The organism is Vibrio sp. NH-UV-68, from assembly GCF_042940635.1.
GTDB lineage: Bacteria > Pseudomonadota > Gammaproteobacteria > Enterobacterales > Vibrionaceae > Vibrio > Vibrio pacinii.
Genome location: NZ_CP134975.1, coordinates 1,877,738 through 1,898,040, shown reverse-complemented (window position 1 = coordinate 1,898,040; position 20,303 = coordinate 1,877,738). Strand labels below are relative to the sequence as shown.

Sequence of the window (20,303 nt, the reverse complement as noted above, 5' to 3'; positions counted from 1 at the left end):
GATTTATAAGTGTTTGTTTACGCGCTTTTCGGTGGGACAAACGCCGTCAGCTCAAGTGCCGGACCTGTATACTTTTCAATCCGGACTAACGCCGAGTTTGCTGCGCACCCGTTAGCGAGTCGCGAGGTAGGAATGTCGAGCGTTAGGACATTCGCACCGCCATTTTTACACAAGCCCGTTTTGGCATCGAGATCAGGCCAGCCGCCTTCATGAATACAGACCGAACCAGGTTTAATGCCGTCAGTGACCAGAGCGCCAACCAGTACTTGTCCTCGATCATTGTAGGCGCGGACTAAGTCACCGTTCTTGATACCTCGGGCGGCGGCGTCTTGAGTATTAATGGTAATTGGCTCACGGTCTGCAATGGCGTATTGCTGACGTAGTTGGGCGTAGTTAAATTGACTGTGCAAACGGTGGGCTGCATGAGCCGTCATCAGCTGCAGTTCGCCCTCTTTGGCGCTACCAGAATATTCGGTTGGTTCCATCCAAGTCGGGTGAGCAGGGCAGTCATCAAGTTTATAGCTCTCGATAGTTCGCGAGTAAATCTCGATTTTTCCGCTTGGCGTGCCAAGTGGGTTCATGACTGGATCTTTTCTAAAATCAGCATGGCGAACAAACTCGGCCGCCTTCTTGTTGAACTTCATTTCAATCAGTTGATTTTCATCCCAGAATTGGCCGAATTTTGGCATGCGAATTCTTGCTGCTCGCGCTCCTTTTTGCGCCGTTTCATAGAATTCTTTAATCCAATCCATTTCGTCCTTACCCTCGGTAAACACATCATGACCACCGGGTTTGATCAATTCCGCCATATCGGCAAAGACGTCGAAATCATTGCGTGCTTCACCTTGAGGTTCGACGACTTTCTTCATTGGTACTAAGTGTTGATTACTATAGTCGCCTGTCATGGTCATGTCGTTGCGTTCAAACGAGGTGGTGATGGGCAAAACAATATCGGCGTGTTTTGCCGCTGCGGTCCAATAAATTTCAGAAATCACGACTAATTCAGGTTTTTGCCATGCTTTGATCAGGCGATTAGTATCTTGGTGATGAGTAAAGTTACCACCACCTGCCCACCAAATCATTTTAATGTCAGGGAAGGACAACTCTTTGCCGTTATGGAGATAAGCCTTACCTGGGTTTTCAAGCGCTTCGACGATACGGGCGACTGGGAAACTATTAACTGCGCCAGAAACGGCCCAATCGTTACCAGCCGAAGAGCCGCCACCGATAGTCGCTGAAATCGCCGGGAGTACCCCTGCGTCTCGGGTCGGGTTACCACCGTTAGAGTAATGGTAAGAGAAGCCAAACCCGCCGCCAGGTAGCCCGATTTGTCCTAACATTGAGGCCAGAGTGACCAACATCCAGTGACGTTGTTCACCATATTGTTGGCGCTGCAACCCCCAACCAGCCATTAGCATGGTGCGATTTTGGCTGAAGATATCTGCGAGCATTTCAATTTTTTTGGCTGGAACGCCGCTAATTTTTTCGGCCCATTGTGGTGTTTTCTCGACACCATCTTCTTTACCAAGTAGGTAGGCTTCAAATTCTGGGTAACCTGCGGTGTATTTATCCAAGAATGCTTTGTCGTGTTTGCCTGTTGTTATCAATGAGTGAGCAATACCCATCATCAAGGCAACATCGGTCATTGGGTTAGGTGCAATCCACTCAATTTTGCCGTCAAAGAAGTCGATGGTTTCTGAGCGCATCGGATCGATCGCAATGACGGTTTTGCCCGATTTTTTTAGTTGATGGAAAAACTCTAGGCCAGAGCAGTCACTTGAACTCCATGCAATTTTTAATGTATTGAGAGGATTCATCCCCCACAGAACAACCACCTCGGAATTTTCCATGACGACTGGGTGAGTAGTTTGCTGTTCATACACCTCTATCGAGCCCATTACATGCGGCATAATTACCTGCGCAGCACCCGTTGAATAATCGCCTAAGTGACCAGAGTAACCGCCTGCCATACTCATATAACGTTGTAGTAGTGTTTGAGCTTTATGCAGCACCCCACTTGAACGCCAACCATAGGAACCGGCAAAAACAGACTCAGCGCCATACTGCTGACGAATGCGCATGTGTTGTTCATGGATCAGTTTATAAGCCTCATCCCAAGAAACGCGGACGTAGTCATCTTGGCCGCGCTCGCCTTTCGGTTGGTTGGGATCATCTAAGTAGCCTTTGCGTACCATCGGGTATTTGATTCGGGCTTTGGTATAGACTTGATCTGGTCCTGTTGATTGCAGGCTGTTTACTACTGTTTGTGCAAGGGCATTGGTGGTTGAAACCAGTTTTCCCTCTTTCACCTCGCAAAGTAAAGGCCCCATGCGGCTAGCCGTTAATACGCCTGAACCACGTTTATTTGATGCGGCCGTACTTAAAGGAGCGAGAGAGGTAATCGCTGCGGCGCCCGCAGCCATGCCAGTTCCTTTGAGAAAACCGCGACGTGTAATTTCGGTCATAATCGTATCCTTTTGTCTCTTAGTGGCCTACCACATCTTTGGCGTGGTATTGGAAGAATTTGGTCAGCACTTCTAGGTCGTAATCTGAGATATCAGTGCGTTCGCCCATTCCCTTCGCAACAGGGCCCCATGCGTTGACAGTAAAGTGCCCTGCGGGAATTTTGGAATGGCAGGTTGAGCAGTAGACCGTGTCGAGTTGCTCAGCGTATTCCCATAACGGTTTTTGGCTTGAAAGAACCGGTGAATCAATATCGCCAACTAAGCTGGCGGAACGCCATTCGTTACCGTATTCGTCTTGTATGTAATTTCCCACTTGTAAGGCGGCTTGGCCTTGCTCGGTTAAGGTGGCGATAATCGCGCGTTGCCCTTCACCAAAATAAAGCACTTGCTCTGCGCCTTTCATTTGATAGCCATCAAGCTGAACTTGACGGGCGTTGTCTCCTTGGGAGGCTAACACCATTAGTTCAGTTGTTGGGCTAACAGTGGCAAGATCACCCAATTGGACGAACTGGACCGGATAAACTTGCTTGGCTTGTGGATCGGTTTGCTCAGTGAATGCCATCAAGTTGTCGAAGGCGGCACTGTCCATTTCAGGTTCGGGAGCAAAGTGGGCAACACCTTTATGACAGTCAATACAAGTTTGCTTGTTGTCTAGTCCGTACTGATGCATTTTGACTGCGTCATCTGACTGCTCGTAAGTGTCCATTGCTTCATGAGTATGACAAGAACGACAAGTTGCTGAATCGTTGGCCCTCAATTGCGCCCAGACGGTTTCAGCCATGGCAATACGGTGTTCTTCATATTTTTCTTCGCTATCAATCTTGCCAGTAATAAACTCATGATAGATGTCTTTAGACGCACGAATTTTTGTCACGACATAATCGATAGGGTCTGATGGGATATGACAATCAGCACATTCGGCTCGTATGCCTTTGGCATTGGTAAAGTGAATCGAGCCTTGATACTCCTCATAGGGGATTTGCATAGTGTGGCATGAGAGGCAGAACTCGGTGCTTGACGTGTAGTGCATAACTGCGGCTGTGCCTCCGAGGGTCAGCCACCCTATAGTGATACCTATTACGGTAATTAGTGCGATATAACGTTTTCTAATTGACATAATGTGCACCAACCTTTGATGTTTTTTGTGCTCTGTCGCAATCTACTCCTTTAGTGGTACATGATGGTTGATCTTGCTCATAACCATGATTTTTGTATGGTTAAAATGTTTATATCTGAGGGGTTGATCGCTGATTTAATCAATCTAAGCAATAGTTTCACGAGTTGACATTGTTATTAGTGATTAATCTCTCAATATTGCCCTCCTGTAAGTAGAGGGATGTAATAGAGTTTAAGACTCTGATTTTATTTAATAAATTTCTTTGTGTGGTGAGTTTTTGCGAAATGAGCGGCAGGAGAAAAATATAAAGTAACGGCTGAGCACTGACATGTTTCCAAGCAAGTCTACAGCAGATCAAAATCATTCGATGATTTGTACTTTTCGTTGATAAAGTGTCTCTATAATTTGCTGGACCCTGTCGTTAGACATAACTAGATTACAATGCTGGAGATCACTCAGTTGCGTTAATTGTTGGTCCAAAGAAAGTTTGGCTTGCCGCTTATCATTTTGGTGGATAGTAGGATCAATAATAGCAACAACCTGACCGTGAAACTTTTTCGTCGGGGCGAGGTTAGTGTGTTTGATTTGGTTAAAGTCATGGGTATTGAAGTTGTTTTTCGTGATTTGAATATCGTTTGACATAGTCATCCCATACTATACTTTCAGGTCTTCATGGTTAGGTTCAGAAATACCTTGCTCGTTATTTTCAAAAGCGGTGAGCAGTGACATCCATGATTCACTTTGCGATATGAGTTCTGCCAGTGAGGACTCAAAACATGTGTAGTCAAAGGTCTCGATGTTGAGTATTTTATGTAAACATAAAACTTCTCGATGGTTATCCAAACCAAAAAAAACGCCAAAATCGGACCAGTGATTGTTAAATGCCAATAGTGAACGACATAAATCACTGTTGACTGCTTTTAAATCTACAACTTCCGACTCTAGTTGTACTGCATTAATTTCTGAGTGAAAGATGATATGAACTCGAAGGATATCATCGAACACTAAGCTTAACTCATTATTCACTAGTGATAGTTCAGGCAAGCCTATTTGATGAGCAAACTGAGTTAACACCTCATCTATTTTATGGCGTGCTGACATATGCAGGTTCCTTACTGTGGAAGTATCAGTCGAGCATATGTTATTGTAAGCGTGATGTTTATAACAATTAGAAGATATTTTTTATACATCAGTCGGATCTAATTTTTATTCACATTTAGAACTTGGAAGGGTGATGATGTCATGTTCGAACAAATACAAATTAGTTCTATATTATTTATCCGTATTAATCACGGTATGTTATTTATAAAGTATGTGCTTTACAAATCTAACGCAGTAAAAAATCATGCTATACACCTACAAGCCAATGTAATACAACACTGAAGCATTATAAATTAAACACTGTGATTAACTTATCTTGTCATATATTCATTCTTCGGACTTGTAAAGTTGTGTTATAAGTTATTTTAAGTTAGCCTCTAAAGATTCAGTTTTCTTTTGTCAGAATAAAATTACATCTGTAGATTTTTATTTTAGATACTAATTAATTGTTCTAAAGTCGTCTATTTTCTAAAATAGAGTGTAGTTCGTTTTCAAGTTCCTGTGCTCTTCTCTTAAATTACAATAATATTTTAAATGTTGGCAGCGATAGCTCTCGATATTGCATTATGCCTCCCGTTTTGAAAATACGGGGTAAGTGAGTATGGTGAAGGTCAGAAGATGAGTGTGTCAGAAGAACGAAATACAGATAAAGCCAATTCTGGTTTTGGCAAAATGCGTAAGCTTTCAACCTATTATCGAGAGGATGAGGTATTGAACTCAGATCATTCTCAGGTTGTTGTGGTGCTTAATGGACAATTAAAAGTTCAAACTGGTGAGTGCACAGTCAATGTTCTGGCTGGCAGCGGGATTTTTCTGTCACAAGGTGATTACTTGTTTGAATATTCGGCATTTGGTCGTAAATATAACTCGATAATCATCGAGTTTGGGAATGAATTGGTGAGTCAATTACTACAAAAGCACAGTGATCTGCTGATGACTTTGGCGACAGCCGATAAAGTGGTTTCAGGTTTGTTTACTTTTGATTTAAATATACTGCTTGAGCAAGTTCTGTCAGGGATGCAAGCATTGGAAGAGCAGTCTTATCCTGATGCGATCATGCGTTTAAAATACGAAGAAATGTTAATCCTTCTTTTACACAGTCCAGGCGGAGAGCGACTTTATTCTTTACTTTCTCAATTAACCAGTCGAACCTCACTGAGACTGCGACGCTTTATGGAAACGTACTATTTAGAGGAATGGAAGTTGAATGATTATGCCCATGAGTTTGGTGCCAGTCTCACTACATTCAAAGAACTCTTCAATGAACATTATGGCATGCCTCCACGCGCATGGATCAGTGAACGTCGTTTATTGTATGCACACAAGTTGTTGTTGACGAGTAATATGAGCATCGTTGATATCGCAATGGAGGCTGGTTTTTCAAGCCAATCTTATTTTACTCAGAGTTATCGTCGTCGTTTTGGTACTACGCCAAGTAAAGTCCGTTCGGGGGATGAACGGGTTATTATTGCTAAATAAGTGACTAAAAGCTAATACTTTGTGACTTTTATTATAAGTATACCGATGTAACTCAATATATGATCATCTAATTAGAGACCAATACCCACGACTAATGTCACCTCTTACGTTCCGTAGTGTTCGAAGGGGGGAGGAGAACGAGACGAGATGAAAAAGCAGCATTGGCGACGCCGTTCGCTTTTTTCAGATAACGAGGTGATCAAGCGAAAGGTTACGGTTTTGCATAGTGGTGTCCGCCACGATAGATCCTCTAGGCAAACGCCACATAAAAATGTTGTCAATGTCAGCCACCGTCAGCTTTTAAGTGAGGGTGTGCTCAGTCACGAGCAACTGTCTTTGTTGCAGAGGCTTTTAGATAGAGACGTGGTTGATAGTTTATGTTCGGCTCAGGTCGTAAAGACCTATCAAATGTTAGACACTCCGCTAGACCGTTTTGCGATGCGATTGTTTTTAGAAGTGGGGTCAAGACTTAGTTCAAACCAAGTTTTTGAAAATAATCAACAACGGCTGACGTACATTAATCAACATATTGGCTATCGCTATAATTTAGCAACGCCAAAATCGTTGGCGGTGTGCCTATGTGGGGCGATAACCGAGTGGCTCAAGCGCCAAACCGATCAGGATGTGCTCTCCAGAGTTGCTGAAATGGGGCAATTAAACAGCCAACTTCAGATTCAAAAAGAGTATTGGACTAAATTAGCCAGTCAACAAGCTCAAACGAGTTCAATTTATATCGAGCAGCAACTACAGCTGATCAAATCTCAGCAAACAAGTGTTAAAGAGCAACTTAAAATGCTCGAAGTGAATCATCAAGAAATGGCTAATTCATATCGATTGTCATTAGAAATTTGGCAGCCATATCTTGATGAATTAAAGGCGTTGGCTGAGTTTACCATGATCACACCCAGTTTCTTTGTCGCTTGGGAAGCTTGGTGTAAAAAAATAACTGAGTTTGCTCCCGAACTGAATGAGATCTGGGAGGCGTGTGATCATGTTTATCGTGACTTGAATGCAGTTGCTAAGTTGTGGCAGTGGTTTCGAGATATGCACTCAGTCAGCCAAGCTGATCTCTATTACTTTGATGTTCAAAGTGGTCAGTGTGGTTACGCTTTTAATCATCTCAGTCATAGCTAATTAAGGCATCACTATGCTAAACGACATTATGAAATCTCTTGCTTCTGAGCGAGGGATTAGGGCTTTTACGCCTGATGAAAAGGGCGCCTTTAATATTGATGTTGACCTATTTAGTCTCGAAATCAAGCAGCGTTCCTCTTGGATAATATGGGAAACCACGTTGCCATTTACGTTTGCAGAGGACTTAGACTTTCAAGGTGAGCAGATGCTAAAGCGCTGTATGCAATTTTCATTAAAGACGCTTCGTGATGGCCTAAATACGTTGACCGTAAACAACGATCAGAGCTTGGTGCTTCAGGCTAAAGTTGGATGTGAACAGTTATCTTATGCGCGTTTTTGTGCCCTTTTGTCGCAACATATCGATAGGTGTGAGCGTTATAGCGCACTACTAACACCAGAAGGCTTTAATCATATCGAGCGTCATACTATGTGGTTGCCATGAAGCACATCAGAAAATGGCAGCTATTGGTTAGCTTAATATTAGCTTTTGGTGTCAATAACTTAGCCGCTGCACCTCTTGATTGGCCTAATCATCGTCCGTTTCGTTATTTTGCAGATGATGACTCACTGAAGGAACTGCTGAATAACTTTGGTGCTAATTATTCTGTTGCAGTGGTTGTCAGCGATAAAATCAGTGAAAAGGTGAGTGGTCGATTTACCCCACAGCACCCAAACGAATTTCTTGATTACTTGGCTCAAGTCTACAACCTAATGTGGTATTACGATGGAGCGGTGTTACATGTCTATAAAGCCAATGGAATTCGTTCGAGACTTCTTCAACTCGAAACTCTCACCACACGAGAATTACGTAGTACGTTGATGTCTACCAATGTCTGGGATCCACGCTTTCATTGGCGAGCGGTTGAGGATAAAGGCCTTGTTTATTTGTCTGGACCACCGGATTACCTAGATTTGATCGTTCAAACGGCGCAAGCGTTAGAGAGCCGTATACTTCGCCAAGCTAACCCAATTGATGAACTGTTTGTGGAACTGATTCCGCTTAGGTATGCGTCTGCGACTGATCGTGAGGTTTCCTATCGAAATCAGAAGGTTATCGTTCCTGGCGTCGCTTCCGTGTTACGGCGATTAGTGTCGGGTGTTCAAACGCAAGTTGTCACGGTGAATCATCAAATGGCAGACGAAAAGCCAAGAGAAATAAAGGCTAATCCACCCACACTTGGCCTTGCGACAGTCGAAGCCGAGCCAGGGTTGAATGCCGTCATTGTGCGCGATACACAAGCAAGATTGCCTCTTTATCGTCAGTTAGTGGCACAGTTAGATAAGCCTCAAACAAGAATTGAGGTCGCGTTATCAATAGTGGATATCAGCGCTAACCATATCCGCCAGCTTGGTGTGGATTGGCGTGCGGGTATCTCGGTTGGTAGTAACCGTATTCTCGACATTAAAACGACAGGCGATGTGACTGGCGGTGACGTCACGTTAGGTAGTGGTGCGACGTTTCAATCTTTGTTGGATGCCAGCAATTTAAATTACATGCTAGCTCAAGTTCGCTTACTTGAATCAGAGGGAAGTGCAAAAGTGGTGTCGAGACCGACGTTGTTGACGCAAGAAAATGTCGAGGCGGTGCTGAACAACAGCAATACATTTTACGTTAAATTGCTCGGGTCTGAAACAACAGCACTTGAAGAGGTCAGTTACGGCACGCTGCTTAAAATTGTCCCGCGTATTGTTGGTGATCGTTTCGTCGAGCACCCTGAGATTAACTTAAGCCTCCACCTCGAAGATGGTTCGGAGATCCCGGATGGTAGTGTGGATGATTTGCCTTCCGTTCGTAAGACAGAAATCAGCACATTAGCGACGGTGAAACAAGGACAGAGTTTGCTGATTGGCGGTATTTATCGTGATGAAGTCAGTCAGCAGTTGCGCAAAGTACCTTTACTTGGAGACATCCCGTTCCTTGGGGCACTGTTTAGCAGCAAGACCAGTGTAACTCGCCGCACGGTTCGTTTGTTCATTATATCGCCTCGGATCGTAGTTGACGGGATTAGCGATAATGTTTTTATCGACAATCAATATGACCTAAGACCTCCGTTCGGACAACGAGATAGTCTCTCCAACGACAGTAAAGTGCTTAAGCAGCGTTAACGCTTTATCAGCGTAAAACTGAACAAGTTGGTTGGCGAATCAAAGTCGCTCTGTGTGATTTAGAATCGCATTACGTGCGCCCAGTCGAGTTGAGGAGTCAAAATGACAAGCAAGCAATGGAAAATTCGTATCTTGTCCGGTGTGCATTCAGGGGGAGAAGTGTCATTACCTCCAGGCTCATTGGTTCTGGGGAGTGATGATTATAGTGCCGATCTGGTGTTATCTGACGCGGGGGTAGACCCCCACCATCTGACACTCGAATGCAGAGATGATTACGTGACATTAAGCGATTGCAGAATTGCCACGGTGCATGGAGATCATATTGACGTCATTGGACAAGGGATTAATTTAGAGCGTGGCAGTGTAGTCGTCGTTGGTGTGGTTCACTTTGCCATTGGTTATGTCGAAGATGCATTGATTACTTTCGAGCCAGCAAAAGGTGTGAGCAAGCATGAACCATATTTTGACGGAATCGCAAAGCCAAATTGGACACGAGTACTCGTAATTGGAGTGTTGTGCAGTGTGTTACCGAGTGCGATCTTAGCTGGAGTATTTTATCGCCAAGAAAATAATACAATCAATACGATAACCACTGAAATCGAACCCGTGGCACAAGTGAGACATGTTTTAAAGCGGCTTGGATTTAAGGATGTAAGTGTTGAGTGGAATGCCAGTGATAATCAAGTTGTATTAAAGGGATATGTAGCGGATTACCAGCAAAAACAGCAGTTGCTATACGACATTGATCAACTTGGTATCAATTACATAAGTGAATTGCGCACGATGGAAGAAATTCAACGTAGTGTGCGCTTCGTTTTACATAATCTTGGTTTCCACCAAGTGAATGTTGAAAATGGTGAGCAGACCGGAACAATACTACTCACTGGCTATATCGATGATGCCAGTCACTGGAGTGAAGTCGAACAAATTCTAGCAACAGATGTTCCTGGCTTAGTGGCATGGAAAACCGAGTTACAGCACTCAGGTGCTTATCTAGACACACTTAAACGGCTTCTGGAAAAACAATCACTACTGCAAAAAGTACACATTATCACTAATGGCGATCACGTTGAGATAAGGGGCGAGTTGAGTAAACAAGAAACCGCTCGATTCTATAGCGTGGCGCGCGAGTTTAGGCAGCAACTCGGCGAGATACCTTATTTAGTTCTCAAATCGATGCCTAACGTCAGCAAAGGAAACAGGGTTGATTTCCCTTTTCGTAGTGTCAATTTTGGTCATGCGCCTTACGTCATTCTGAATGATGATGTTCGGTACATGGTTGGGTCAAGAACACCTCAGGGCTACCGCATCTCAAGCGTTACTCCGCAAGCGATTAAACTGGTTAAAGGAGGTCAGGTGATCAATGTCGAGCTGAACTTTAGACAAGAGAACAATCATGACAAATCTTGAGAAAATTCTAGATAATGACCGATATGGCGTAGAAGCAAATAAAATTATTGAAGCGCTTTTTCAGGCACAGCTCTTAGTTAAACGGCAGCTAGATCAAGGGTGTGTCCCTCAGCAATATCAAATGTTAACAACTCAACACCAGGCGTATATTGCCGCGCAAACCGTCATTAAAAATTACGTTTCAAACAAAGTTAAGGAGAATGCTTATGACGTCTTTCTATGATAGTTCCACATCGGTCAATTTAGACCAAGTCAAAGACCAGCTCATAGAGCAAGCCAAGAAGGCTAATGAAAACGTTAACAAGGCGATCGAGAATCTGTCTGCCAATGCCGATGATCCTTCGAAGCTTGCAGAACTGCAACACACCATCAATCAGTGGTCAGTGATCTATAACATTAACTCGACTACGACAAAAGCGATCAAAGACGTGATGCAATCTATTTTACAGAAGGTATAGATCATGAACACAGCAATGCGTCAGCTCTTGGCTGAGACCGCTCTGATGGCCACGGGAATTCATCATCACACCGCTGCTGAAACTATCGCTGATTCGCTCGCTCAAGAGCAAGATACGGCAGAAGTTGTCGCCATGATTCGTGCCATGAGTTTAATGAACCGCGGGAAGTATCAGCAAGCTGAGCAACTCCTTACCCCTTGGTGCTCAACCTATCCTTGTTTGATCTCGTTTGCCGCTTTAGCCGCAGGTAAAGCCGGTCAGATCACTAAAGCCGAGAATTGGTTAATCCAAGCCGAACAAGTAAATCCAGAGAGCCAAGCATTCGCAACGAGTTTTGCGCAAGAACTTAAGAACTTTCTATGATTATTGATTCAAGCTATCGCTCAGGTATTCAAACTAGCCTAGAAGAGGTGCAAGATGCGCAGATTGAAGATGAGCTCAAAGAGCGTTTTGAGCAAGCAATGTCGGTCGTAGAAAGCGATGCAGGCTTAGAGGGCGGATTGCTCGAAAATATTAGCGAGCTCAAATCCAACATCGATAATGCTAAAAGTGCGCTCCAAGAAAATATGCAAATGATTGGTGACAATCCGGCGAAATTGCTTGAAATGCAGTGGGCGCTGACACGAATTACTTTTCAAGAAGAGTTGATCGCTAAAACCGTGGGTAAAACAACACAAAACGTAGAAACTTTGCTAAAGGCGCAGTAAAAATGGAAGAGATAATCCGTATTCTCGCTTTGAGCGTGGTTGTGTTTGTTTCCGGATGTCAAACTGAGTTATACACAAATATCAGCCAGAAAGAAGGCAACGAAATGTTGTCGATCTTGTTGTCGGAAGGCGTTAACGCCGACAAAGAACCTGACAAAGATAATACGGTAAAGCTTTTGGTTGAACGCTCGCAAATCGCCTTTGCGGTGGATACACTCAAGAATAAAGGGTACCCACGTGAGGAGTTCTCTAGCTTAAAAGAAGTCTTCCCTAAAAACGATCTTATCTCCTCACCTCTCGCTGAGCGCGCTCGCTTGATCTACGCAAAATCTCAAGAGCTTTCATCAACGCTGTCTCAGATTGATGGCGTTCTGGTTGCTCGCGTTCATGTTGTGTCGGAAGAAAAAGATTTACGCCCGGGAGAGGATCCAACCCTAGCTTCGGCGTCAGTGTTTATCAAACATGCTGCTGATGTTGTTTTAGATTCTTATATTCCGCAAATAAAATTACTGGTAAATAACAGCATTGAAGGACTTAGCTACGATCGAATTAGTGTCATTATGGTTCCTTCTGCACAAGGTCGTGCCATGCCTCAAGGTAAACAGTACGACAGTATTCTATCTATCCAAGTGTCAAAAACTTCAACGAATCGCTTTATTGTTTTGTTACTTGTTTTATTTGTGCTACTGGTTGGCTCAAATATCGCGACGTATTGGTGTTATAGGAGTGTAAAACGTGGATAATCCTGAAACGCTATTTAGTCAGGCAGTGTATAACTTCAATTACTGCCCATGCCAATACATTGACATAACCTGGTTAACCCAACCGTTGCCCTGGCTTGAAAACCTTGGCGGCTGGCGAAAAAGACCCGCTCTGAATCAATGGTGCTTGCGAGAGTGGGGAGTCACCCCAGTTTCTGAAACGGCGTTTAATGTGCCCAGCTTCAGTCTTGCCCTTCTGCCATTAGAACCACTCAATGATCTTATCATCATGGTTGGCGGCGTACTTCATTGTCAAGCGATGCGTCATATTGTGTTGAAAGAGCCTAAACAGCACTTAAATTCAGTGTTTGGAATGACTGGTGCTCGATATTGTATTCAGCAAGGGCCTATGCTGCTTTCAAACTGGCCATTAGGGTGGCAAAAAAGCCTACCTAGCCAATTTGATTGTGTAGGCTTGAAAACTCGCGCGCGAGAACTGGGGCTAGTTTGGTTTAATTTCTTGTTGCGAGATGCTCCCGAGAGTCTTCATCAACGCTGGCGTTTCAAGTTAAAGTCATCCGAGTCTGTTTCTCAATCTTCATCCCCATGGCTTGATGTAAACCAACATGATTTGGCCTATCAGTTAACTAAAAAAATAGCAAAGCAGGTAATTCCACAATGTTTTCATTTGTTGAAATAAAAGCAGACAACGTCCAGCTCAGCCCCGGTCTTAAAGTCCTTAAAGCGCACGATTATTTGAGCTATTTGGATTCTAAGGACTTGATAGATGCGGCGCATTCACAAGCTAAAAATGTTGTCTCTAAGGCGCAACTGGCTTACGAAACCGAGAAACAAAGTGGTTATCAAGATGGGTTAGAAAAAGCCAAGATAGAACATGCGCAAACGATGTTGCTGACTTTGGCAAAGTGCAATAATTATTATTTAGAGGTGGAGAAAGAAATGACCGCAGTCGTGCTTGATGCCGTGCGTAAGATTATTGATACCTTTGATGATGCCGATATCACCCTCAATGTTGTACGTGAAGCATTACAGCAAGTAGCAAACCAGAAACAGGTCATATTGTATGTCCATCCAGATCAAGTACGAAATGTTCGTGAAAAAGTGTCGACAATGTTAAGTCACTTTCATGAAGTGGCTTATGTCAACGTGATGGCCGATGTTCGTTTAACAAGCGGTGGGTGTATTCTTGAAACCGAGGTCGGTATCGTTGATGCCAGTATCGATAGTCAACTTGATGCGTTGAAGCAAGCCATGGTCAAACAACTGAGTGATCGCCAGCTTGATGTGAATAGCGAACCATCGATGAATTATCGGTAGTGATCAGGGTAACTTCCTCTTTTATCTGGCAGTAGCGGTCTTAAAACGATAAAAGTCCGACGCTTATTGGCATATCAACAACGGAGAATAGAGAAAAATCACCATTCAAATTAATGCCAAGAGACTGGAGTAGCTTAGCGCATGATAAATGGATGGATGACCTCTGTACTTGCTGAGTTTGCTCAGCGATGCAGCATTTCGGGACTCGCCTTTGATAGGGATAATTGTTGTCGTCTGATCGTAGACCACGGTATCGCTCTGACCGTTAATGTCAGCATTGACCGGCTGACCATTGTTGGTTTGGTTTCAGATAGAAAACCCGGCTTAGACTGGCACACTCAACTGATGAAAAACGCCATCGTTAATGGTGACCCTGCAGTGTATTGGGATGAAGATCTTGGGTTGGTTGGCTTTGTTCATGTTGATCAACACCTTTTAACCGCGTCATTGTTAGAGCAATTGATGGTGGACTTCATTGATTGGATCAAAACTGTGACTAGTCGACCACAACACTTCATCAATCCAGTCAATCAGGCGTTAGATATAGATTCATCACTAGGTTCTTTAATAAGGATTTAATTTATGGTTAGTTTTAGCAGCGTTAGTGCGTTACGAGCGGCAATGCCTCAAGTTCGGGATGAAATATTCAGGGAAGGAAAACTCAGCGTTGGCGGCAAAGAGTATAAAGTTAATGTGGCCACGCAAGAGTTTATACGTGTCAGTTCGGCAGCTGATTCGGCTTCTCGTTTCTTTGAAGCGACGGAGAAACTGTTTCGTGAAGGGAGCCCACAGTCGGTTGCTAAAGCGATTGGTGAGGTCATGTTTAATAATGAATACGGTCAGTCTCAGCGATTACAAACCCCTTCTTCGGTAGAGCATGCGAGAATGCTGTTTAAAAATGGCGACATTAATACGACAGCCGATGTGCTAAGTACATTTGAAAAAATTGACCCTAAAATTATGCGCGGCAATAGTACAGAGTTTAGTCAGTTGGCGAATAGAGCAATGACCGAAACCATGCTCGATACTGACTCAGGTAAAAGACTGACGTCACTTATCGGCAAAGGGGCTGCTTGTGCGCTAGCAGGCCGAGTCGTCGCCGATTATGGGGGAGGTGTTGCGGCGTTGCAAAAAAGTCCAACGTCTAGCATTGGCCAAATGAAAGCCATTTTCGATATGGAAATTGTGCACCTTAAATCGGCTCAGCAACATATCGAAGGACTTGCGAGTATTGACTTGAGTCAAGGTGTATACGCCGAGATTTTGCCTGAAAGCACTTTCAACCCGACTAAATTGGTGAGTAATGTCGATCGTGCAGTCGCTTGGATTATTAATGCTTCAAACACAAAGGGTAATGATGCTGAGAATATTCGTGCATTGCTCAGTGAGTACGCATCGAGTGACAAAGATCTACTGAATATGAATAATCTTAAGCAACTTCATCAGCGACTCGTACCCAATTTAGAGCGAGATTATCGTGGTCCCAATATTTCCGGTGGCACGCTGCCTTCCAGTATCGGAGGGGAAGCTATGCTTAAACAGCATTTGGAGTCCTTCTTAGCCAATAAGACAGTCTCTAGCAGGGATTTGGGCAAGCATCTGCTTGCGGGGGTGATTGGTTATCATGGTTTCACCGATGGCAATGGGCGTATGGGCCGACTGTTGTATGCGATTGCTGAATTACGTAATGACGCATTTAATCCATTGTCGCTGAATGCAGAAAATCGTCTCCACGGTATTAAATAAACACGAGTCAGCGTCGGCACATTGTTGATGTGAAATTCAAGACTATTCTCTGTCTTGTGGTTCTAAAGAGGCGACCCATCTTAATATTTCGGCGGTCGCTTCAATTAAGTCACTTGGAATGTATTGATCTAACTGGCCGTTGATGTATAAGGCGCGAGCGAGTGGCACTTTTTGCATCACAGGTATACCTTCTTGTTGTGCGATATCGGTCATGCGTTTTGCCATCGTATCGGTTTCTTTAAAGGTGATGATAGGGAGAGGGGTTTCGCCTTTTTTATAGTAGAGGCCAATAGCAATATGCGTTGGGTTAGTGACAAGAACATTAGAACGTTTGACATTTTCTTTTTGGTTTGACGCCTGTAGCTCCTGGTGTAGCTGGCGGCGTTTGCTTTTGATTTCTGGACTACCTTCCATCTCTTTGTATTCTCGTTTCACCTCGTCTTTGCTCATTTTCAGTTTTTGGTTATGCTCGTGTTTTTGGTAAGCAAAATCAGCCGCTGCAATAATGAGTAAGCCAACTGATGAGGTGATCATCAGCTGTTTAAGTAAGACACCTGTGATGGTTGGCAGACAGTTAAGCCCGCAAGTAGGAATGTGCATTAAGGAGTTTAGGTTACTTTGTAGCGTGACCCAGATAATGCTCGACAATAAAGTCACCTTAAGGGTCGATTTGATAAACTCAATCACACTTTTTTGCGAGAATATTCGCTTTGCCCCTTCGACTGGATTGATTTTTTTTATATCAGGAGTGACTGATTCTACGCTGAAGATGAACCCGAACTGTCCGATGTTGGCGATTAGAGTGATAAAAACGGCAACGATATTCAGCGGAGCTAAGAGGTAGAGCATTTCTTTGACCGTCAAGAATATCACATCGGGTAGAGCGTGTTGAAAATCCTGATAAGCGAGCTGACTTGGCAAGAGCAAGAGTGCAGATAGGTGGTTGAGGTAATATTCGGCAGATATTAACAGTACGGCCATGACGACAATTACCAGTGTTGAAGAAACGATTTCTTGGCTCTTAGCCACCTGGCCTTTCTGTTTAGCCTCGCGAAGTTTTTTTGCCGTCGGTTGTTCTGTTTTTTCACTGCTCATGACGTCCTCGGCCAGATAGTGTTGAGCTGTTCGACAAATATCAAGGTGTTAGGAAACAAGGCTTGGTATTGACCCATCATCAAAGCAAGATAAAAGATCAATAACACACTGGCGACAGCACTTTTAACGGGCATCGCCAAAATAAATACGTTGAGCTGTGGAGCAAAGCGACTGATTAGTGCCAAGCCAAATTCAGCCAGAAACATCGCTAGAACCAGTGGCGCTGCCATCAGCACTCCAAACCATAACATCTGTTGGAATTGCTGATAAAAAAAACCAACCCAAGCTTCAGTAAAGGTTGGGAAAAAGTCGATGAGAGGCCAAGAGTGATAGCTTTTGAAAAGGGCCGACATAAAGGCGATAAAGCCACCGCCGGAAAAAAATAATGTAATTACTGTCTGAGTCAACAGCACAGCAGTTGGCGTCGATTGCGAGCCCAATATTGGGTTAAACATGCTCGCCATTGCTGCGCCGCGTTGGTTATCAATTAGAAAACCACTGGCTGCCACTGCCCAAAATGGTACCGCCGCGATAAAACCGATTAATAGCCCTAACAGCACTTCTTTGCCAAGGATAGTGATAACCCAAAGTGGGTCAGTTTTGGTCGATAGCGTGTGCTGGTCAACCACGGGGAAGACAAACAAGGCTAACGAACATAAAACACCATTGCGTATCATTGCGCCACCTAACACCTGCTTACTTAGAATCGGTAAAAAGATAAAACATGCCATCATTCGAGGTAAGGTTAAGCTGTAAATGAACAGCGCTTGGTTGAGGTTGTTGTCGTTCATCGTATCAACGAGACCGTGTTCATCATTAGCGCGGCGAAGGAATGTAACTCGGTTCCCATCCATTGAGCGGTGATCAACAAGGTAATGATCACGGCGATTAACTTAAACACGAAGCCGAGTGTTTGCTCTTGAACTTGGGTTATCGCCTGAATTAAAGACACCAGTGTGCCTATTAAGGCTGACGCCAAGATCGGCGGAAGAGAAAGAAACAGAACCAAAGTTAAGGCTTGAGTTGCACTGTGAATAATGTCGGTTGGATTCATTACAATGATGCCTTCTCAGCGGTAACTCAGCACTAAGCCGTGGGTGAGTTTGGTCCAGCCATCTAGCATAACGAAGAGCAGGAGCTTAAAAGGGAGCGAAATGGTCATCGGGGACACCATCATCATCCCCATCGCTAATAAGATGTTGGACACAATTAAATCGATGGTGATAAACGGCAGATACAACAAAAATCCAATTTCAAATGCACGCGTTAGTTCACTGACGGTAAAGGCCGGCAACAGCAGCAGCAAGCTATCTGACTCTAAACGTTCAACGTATTTTTTGGGCCATAAACTCCGAGCCGCATCAGTAAAAAATAACGCTTCGGTGGCGCGAATATGTTTTTTCAAAAAGTTACGATAAGGCTGCATGCCGCTTTCGAATAATCCTTCAACACTGGCAGAGTCTTCTATCGAAATATTGTGTGAGGCGACGTAGTCGTAAGTTTCAAAACCGATGGGTGCCATAATAAAAATCGACAAAATGATGGCTAAGCCATACAGCGCCATATTTGGCGGAATTTGTTGAACCCCTAATGCGTTACGTAACAATGAAAAAACCACCGCAAGCTTGACGAATGAAGTCGCCATCATCGCAATGAATGGAATCAACGCCAGCAAGGCAAGACTGATGATGAGATTGAATTCATCTGCTAATTCGATCATATTAGGCTTGCTCGCCAGTGAAAATTGTCAGTAGGCGAATACCTAGTTTGCCGTTGACGTTGACCAGCTCACACTCACCAATTACCTTACCATATGCTCTGATCGACACGGGGTTAGTCGTGGTTTGGTCGAGCTCGAAAACATAGCCAGGCTGGAGTTGGCCAAGTTGTTCGAGCGTTACCGTTTGGTGTCCTACATCAAAGGTTAATTCAATCGGTAACTTCTGAGGATCAGAAATAGATTCTTGGTTGTGCAATTTGTTCATAGTGTTCTCTTTTTCTAAGATGGTGATGGTGTGGTCTTGCCATTGACATCGCCACAGGGCTGAGCCCGATAGTTGGAAAATAACGTGTTGATTCGCAACGTAACAGTGGTCAAAAAAGATCACATCTCCCAGGCTGAGTGCCGAAAAATCGCCGCTAGAAACTTGGGTTGAGCCTAGACAAAGCCAAATCGGTAAGCTGATATGTTGATTCGCTTTATTTGAGCGTTGCGGCAGAGCACCAAGCAGCGGTTCGTTACCTTGGTTTACCCATAAACAAAAGGTACGTTCACGACTTTTGATGGTGAGCATTAAGCGTGTTTTTTGTTGGCAAGCTGGCGTTAACAGTGGCTCAAGTTTGATTAATACTGGCATTAGACCAAATTGTTTTTTGAGCTGGTGTTCATAAGGCTCTAGTTGAGATCCGAGTAACTCAAGTTGCAAAGAGTCAGGTATTGAATCAAAGCAGGCCTCATTAAGAATGTGACTTAGCCACTGTTGCAATTGTGCAGAGGCGAAATCAATCATCACGGTCTGACTGCCTATCAGCGCAGAGAGTCGATAGCCTTTTAGTTCAGGGTTTGAGGCCATCGTGATAGATAAACTACCGCCGTTTTCGTCTTGAAAATAAGATTGTCTGGCGCAGAGGCGATTGATCAGCGCTATGCTATTTGCCGCCAATCTAGGAAGAGGTAAGTTCATAGATTGTCCTCATGACGCCACTCATCATAAATAGTTCGTTGTTGTCGAGAGTGTTGCTGATCATGCTGATGCTCGCTCTGTTCGGTGATTAAGAGTCGAATCGGGTGATCCAATGCCACACGGCTTAAACGCTCGGTAAGATCTTGGCGTGCTTGTTGATTGATCACCGAATGCGCATGCTCTTGACGAATGATGACCTGATACCCTTGGTTATCTCGCTTTATTTGGATCTCCCCCCCTTGGAGCTGACCGTCATTGAGCAACAAACGAACTTCTTTTCCAGGACTTGAATGGGGAATCGATATTTTAATGTGTTCAACCAGTTGGTTGATAAATTTAGACTGCGCTTTTGATGCCGGCAGAGATGCTTTCTTGGTCATGCTTGGTATTATTGACTCACCTTGTGTTGCCAGATGAGAACTCGGATAACCAACGTCCTCTTGGCTGTGAGCGCTGTCATTGAATGCTTCCAACATTACTTCTACATCTTTGGTCTTGAGCGATAGTGCACAGCCATACCGTTGGGTTGCTGAATGTGAGGAGTCTTGTTTGAACATGTCTTTTAAGTGACAAGGTGGCTTGGTTTGCCCCTCGACATCATTTTTAGTGGGTCTGTTTTTGCTTGTTACTTTCTTGCCTTTCATCGCGTTCTCAAAACGCGATTGTAATCCACCACATTGATTGCCTACCTTTTGGTCGGCATCAACTGGTTTGGTTTTTATCTGGCTATGACCATCAATGCTGTGTTTAATCTTCATGATT

At 44.0% G+C, this 20,303-nt stretch carries 23 protein-coding genes and 1 pseudogene; 14 read left to right on the top strand and 10 right to left on the bottom strand.

Annotated elements, in window-relative coordinates; genetic code table 11:
* Nucleotides 1–17: 17 nt before the first annotated feature.
* The 4 genes from ViNHUV68_RS08650 to ViNHUV68_RS08635 form a co-directional block, all read right to left on the bottom strand.
* Nucleotides 18–2,465, bottom strand: coding sequence for a molybdopterin guanine dinucleotide-containing S/N-oxide reductase (locus ViNHUV68_RS08650; protein WP_391087397.1), 2,448 nt, complete (start codon nucleotides 2,463–2,465; stop codon nucleotides 18–20).
* A gap of 19 nt (nucleotides 2,466–2,484) precedes the next feature.
* A complete protein-coding gene (locus ViNHUV68_RS08645; RefSeq protein WP_391087394.1) occupies nucleotides 2,485–3,582 on the bottom strand; it encodes a NapC/NirT family cytochrome c in 1,098 nt (365 codons plus the stop codon).
* A 360-nt stretch (nucleotides 3,583–3,942) separates the two neighbouring features.
* A complete protein-coding gene (exsE2, locus tag ViNHUV68_RS08640) occupies nucleotides 3,943–4,224 on the bottom strand; it encodes a T3SS regulon translocated regulator ExsE2 (protein ID WP_038172626.1) in 282 nt (93 codons plus the stop codon).
* 12 nt (nucleotides 4,225–4,236) lie between these two features.
* Nucleotides 4,237–4,683 carry a CesT family type III secretion system chaperone gene (locus ViNHUV68_RS08635; RefSeq protein ID WP_391087391.1) on the bottom strand — a complete coding sequence of 149 codons (447 nt, stop codon included), beginning with the start codon at nucleotides 4,681–4,683 and terminating at the stop codon, nucleotides 4,237–4,239.
* Between the two features lie 672 nt (nucleotides 4,684–5,355).
* Here ViNHUV68_RS08635 and ViNHUV68_RS08630 point away from each other — a divergent pair.
* The 14 genes and pseudogenes from ViNHUV68_RS08630 to ViNHUV68_RS08565 all read left to right on the top strand — a co-directional run bounded on the left by ViNHUV68_RS08630 (nucleotide 5,356) and on the right by ViNHUV68_RS08565 (nucleotide 15,762).
* Nucleotides 5,356–6,162, top strand: a complete 807-nt coding sequence (locus ViNHUV68_RS08630) for a helix-turn-helix domain-containing protein (protein WP_391090299.1) — start codon at nucleotides 5,356–5,358, stop codon at nucleotides 6,160–6,162.
* A 147-nt stretch (nucleotides 6,163–6,309) separates the two neighbouring features.
* Entirely contained in the window at nucleotides 6,310–7,296 is a 987-nt protein-coding gene (locus ViNHUV68_RS08625; protein ID WP_038172620.1) for a T3SS regulon anti-activator ExsD domain-containing protein, read from the top strand.
* A gap of 13 nt (nucleotides 7,297–7,309) precedes the next feature.
* Nucleotides 7,310–7,738 (top strand): YscB family type III secretion system chaperone, encoded by a 429-nt coding sequence (locus tag ViNHUV68_RS08620; RefSeq protein WP_391087388.1) that lies wholly within the window; start codon nucleotides 7,310–7,312, stop codon nucleotides 7,736–7,738.
* Nucleotides 7,735–9,599 (top strand): annotated as a pseudogene (gene sctC, locus ViNHUV68_RS08615) (type III secretion system outer membrane ring subunit SctC). The gene ViNHUV68_RS08620 and the pseudogene sctC overlap by 4 nt, the downstream one beginning before the upstream one ends.
* Nucleotides 9,505–10,812 (top strand): type III secretion system inner membrane ring subunit SctD, encoded by a 1,308-nt coding sequence (gene sctD / locus ViNHUV68_RS08610; protein ID WP_391087385.1) that lies wholly within the window; start codon nucleotides 9,505–9,507, stop codon nucleotides 10,810–10,812. Before sctC ends, sctD begins: the two are co-directional and overlap by 95 nt.
* A complete protein-coding gene (locus ViNHUV68_RS08605; RefSeq protein ID WP_038172614.1) occupies nucleotides 10,799–11,035 on the top strand; it encodes an EscE/YscE/SsaE family type III secretion system needle protein co-chaperone in 237 nt (78 codons plus the stop codon). The genes sctD and ViNHUV68_RS08605 overlap by 14 nt, the downstream gene beginning before the upstream one ends.
* Nucleotides 11,019–11,270: a type III secretion system needle filament subunit SctF gene (gene sctF, locus ViNHUV68_RS08600; RefSeq protein WP_038172612.1), complete on the top strand. Its 252-nt coding sequence runs from the start codon at nucleotides 11,019–11,021 to the stop codon at nucleotides 11,268–11,270. Before ViNHUV68_RS08605 ends, sctF begins: the two co-directional genes overlap by 17 nt.
* Before the next feature lie 3 nt (nucleotides 11,271–11,273).
* Entirely contained in the window at nucleotides 11,274–11,633 is a 360-nt protein-coding gene (locus ViNHUV68_RS08595) for a YscG family type III secretion system chaperone (protein WP_038172610.1), read from the top strand.
* The gene (gene sctI, locus ViNHUV68_RS08590) at nucleotides 11,630–11,977 is read left to right on the top strand and encodes a type III secretion system inner rod subunit SctI (protein WP_391087381.1); all 348 of its coding nucleotides are present in this window, start codon (nucleotides 11,630–11,632) and stop codon (nucleotides 11,975–11,977) included. Before ViNHUV68_RS08595 ends, sctI begins: the two co-directional genes overlap by 4 nt.
* A gap of 2 nt (nucleotides 11,978–11,979) precedes the next feature.
* Nucleotides 11,980–12,720, top strand: coding sequence for a type III secretion system inner membrane ring lipoprotein SctJ (gene sctJ / locus ViNHUV68_RS08585; RefSeq protein ID WP_391087378.1), 741 nt, complete (start codon nucleotides 11,980–11,982; stop codon nucleotides 12,718–12,720).
* Nucleotides 12,713–13,378 carry a SctK family type III secretion system sorting platform protein VscK gene (vscK, locus tag ViNHUV68_RS08580; protein WP_038172605.1) on the top strand — a complete coding sequence of 222 codons (666 nt, stop codon included), beginning with the start codon at nucleotides 12,713–12,715 and terminating at the stop codon, nucleotides 13,376–13,378. The genes sctJ and vscK overlap by 8 nt, the downstream gene beginning before the upstream one ends.
* On the top strand, nucleotides 13,357–14,016 hold the full coding sequence (locus ViNHUV68_RS08575; protein WP_038172604.1) for an HrpE/YscL family type III secretion apparatus protein: 660 nt from the start codon (nucleotides 13,357–13,359) through the stop codon (nucleotides 14,014–14,016). Before vscK ends, ViNHUV68_RS08575 begins: the two co-directional genes overlap by 22 nt.
* A gap of 141 nt (nucleotides 14,017–14,157) precedes the next feature.
* Nucleotides 14,158–14,595, top strand: coding sequence for a hypothetical protein (locus tag ViNHUV68_RS08570; protein ID WP_038172602.1), 438 nt, complete (start codon nucleotides 14,158–14,160; stop codon nucleotides 14,593–14,595).
* A 3-nt stretch (nucleotides 14,596–14,598) separates the two neighbouring features.
* On the top strand, nucleotides 14,599–15,762 hold the full coding sequence (locus tag ViNHUV68_RS08565; RefSeq protein WP_038172600.1) for a VopS family T3SS effector adenosine monophosphate-protein transferase: 1,164 nt from the start codon (nucleotides 14,599–14,601) through the stop codon (nucleotides 15,760–15,762).
* A gap of 42 nt (nucleotides 15,763–15,804) precedes the next feature.
* Here the strand turns inward: ViNHUV68_RS08565 and sctU are convergent, their stop codons facing one another.
* The 6 genes from sctU to ViNHUV68_RS08535 are packed head-to-tail and all read right to left on the bottom strand — an operon-like array spanning nucleotide 15,805 to nucleotide 20,299.
* The gene (gene sctU, locus ViNHUV68_RS08560; RefSeq protein ID WP_391087372.1) at nucleotides 15,805–16,857 is read right to left on the bottom strand and encodes a type III secretion system export apparatus subunit SctU; all 1,053 of its coding nucleotides are present in this window, start codon (nucleotides 16,855–16,857) and stop codon (nucleotides 15,805–15,807) included.
* A complete protein-coding gene (sctT, locus tag ViNHUV68_RS08555; RefSeq protein WP_391087370.1) occupies nucleotides 16,854–17,648 on the bottom strand; it encodes a type III secretion system export apparatus subunit SctT in 795 nt (264 codons plus the stop codon). Before sctT ends, sctU begins: the two co-directional genes overlap by 4 nt.
* Complete coding sequence (gene sctS / locus ViNHUV68_RS08550) at nucleotides 17,645–17,911, bottom strand: type III secretion system export apparatus subunit SctS (protein WP_391087367.1); 267 nt, start codon at nucleotides 17,909–17,911, stop codon at nucleotides 17,645–17,647. The genes sctT and sctS overlap by 4 nt, the downstream gene beginning before the upstream one ends.
* 15 nt (nucleotides 17,912–17,926) lie before the next feature.
* On the bottom strand, nucleotides 17,927–18,577 hold the full coding sequence (gene sctR, locus ViNHUV68_RS08545) for a type III secretion system export apparatus subunit SctR (protein ID WP_038172593.1): 651 nt from the start codon (nucleotides 18,575–18,577) through the stop codon (nucleotides 17,927–17,929).
* A 1-nt stretch (nucleotide 18,578) separates the two neighbouring features.
* Complete coding sequence (gene sctQ / locus ViNHUV68_RS08540; protein ID WP_391087364.1) at nucleotides 18,579–19,541, bottom strand: type III secretion system cytoplasmic ring protein SctQ; 963 nt, start codon at nucleotides 19,539–19,541, stop codon at nucleotides 18,579–18,581.
* On the bottom strand, nucleotides 19,538–20,299 hold the full coding sequence (locus ViNHUV68_RS08535; RefSeq protein WP_391087361.1) for a type III secretion system needle length determinant: 762 nt from the start codon (nucleotides 20,297–20,299) through the stop codon (nucleotides 19,538–19,540). The genes sctQ and ViNHUV68_RS08535 overlap by 4 nt, the downstream gene beginning before the upstream one ends.
* Between the last annotated feature and the right edge of the window lie 4 nt (nucleotides 20,300–20,303).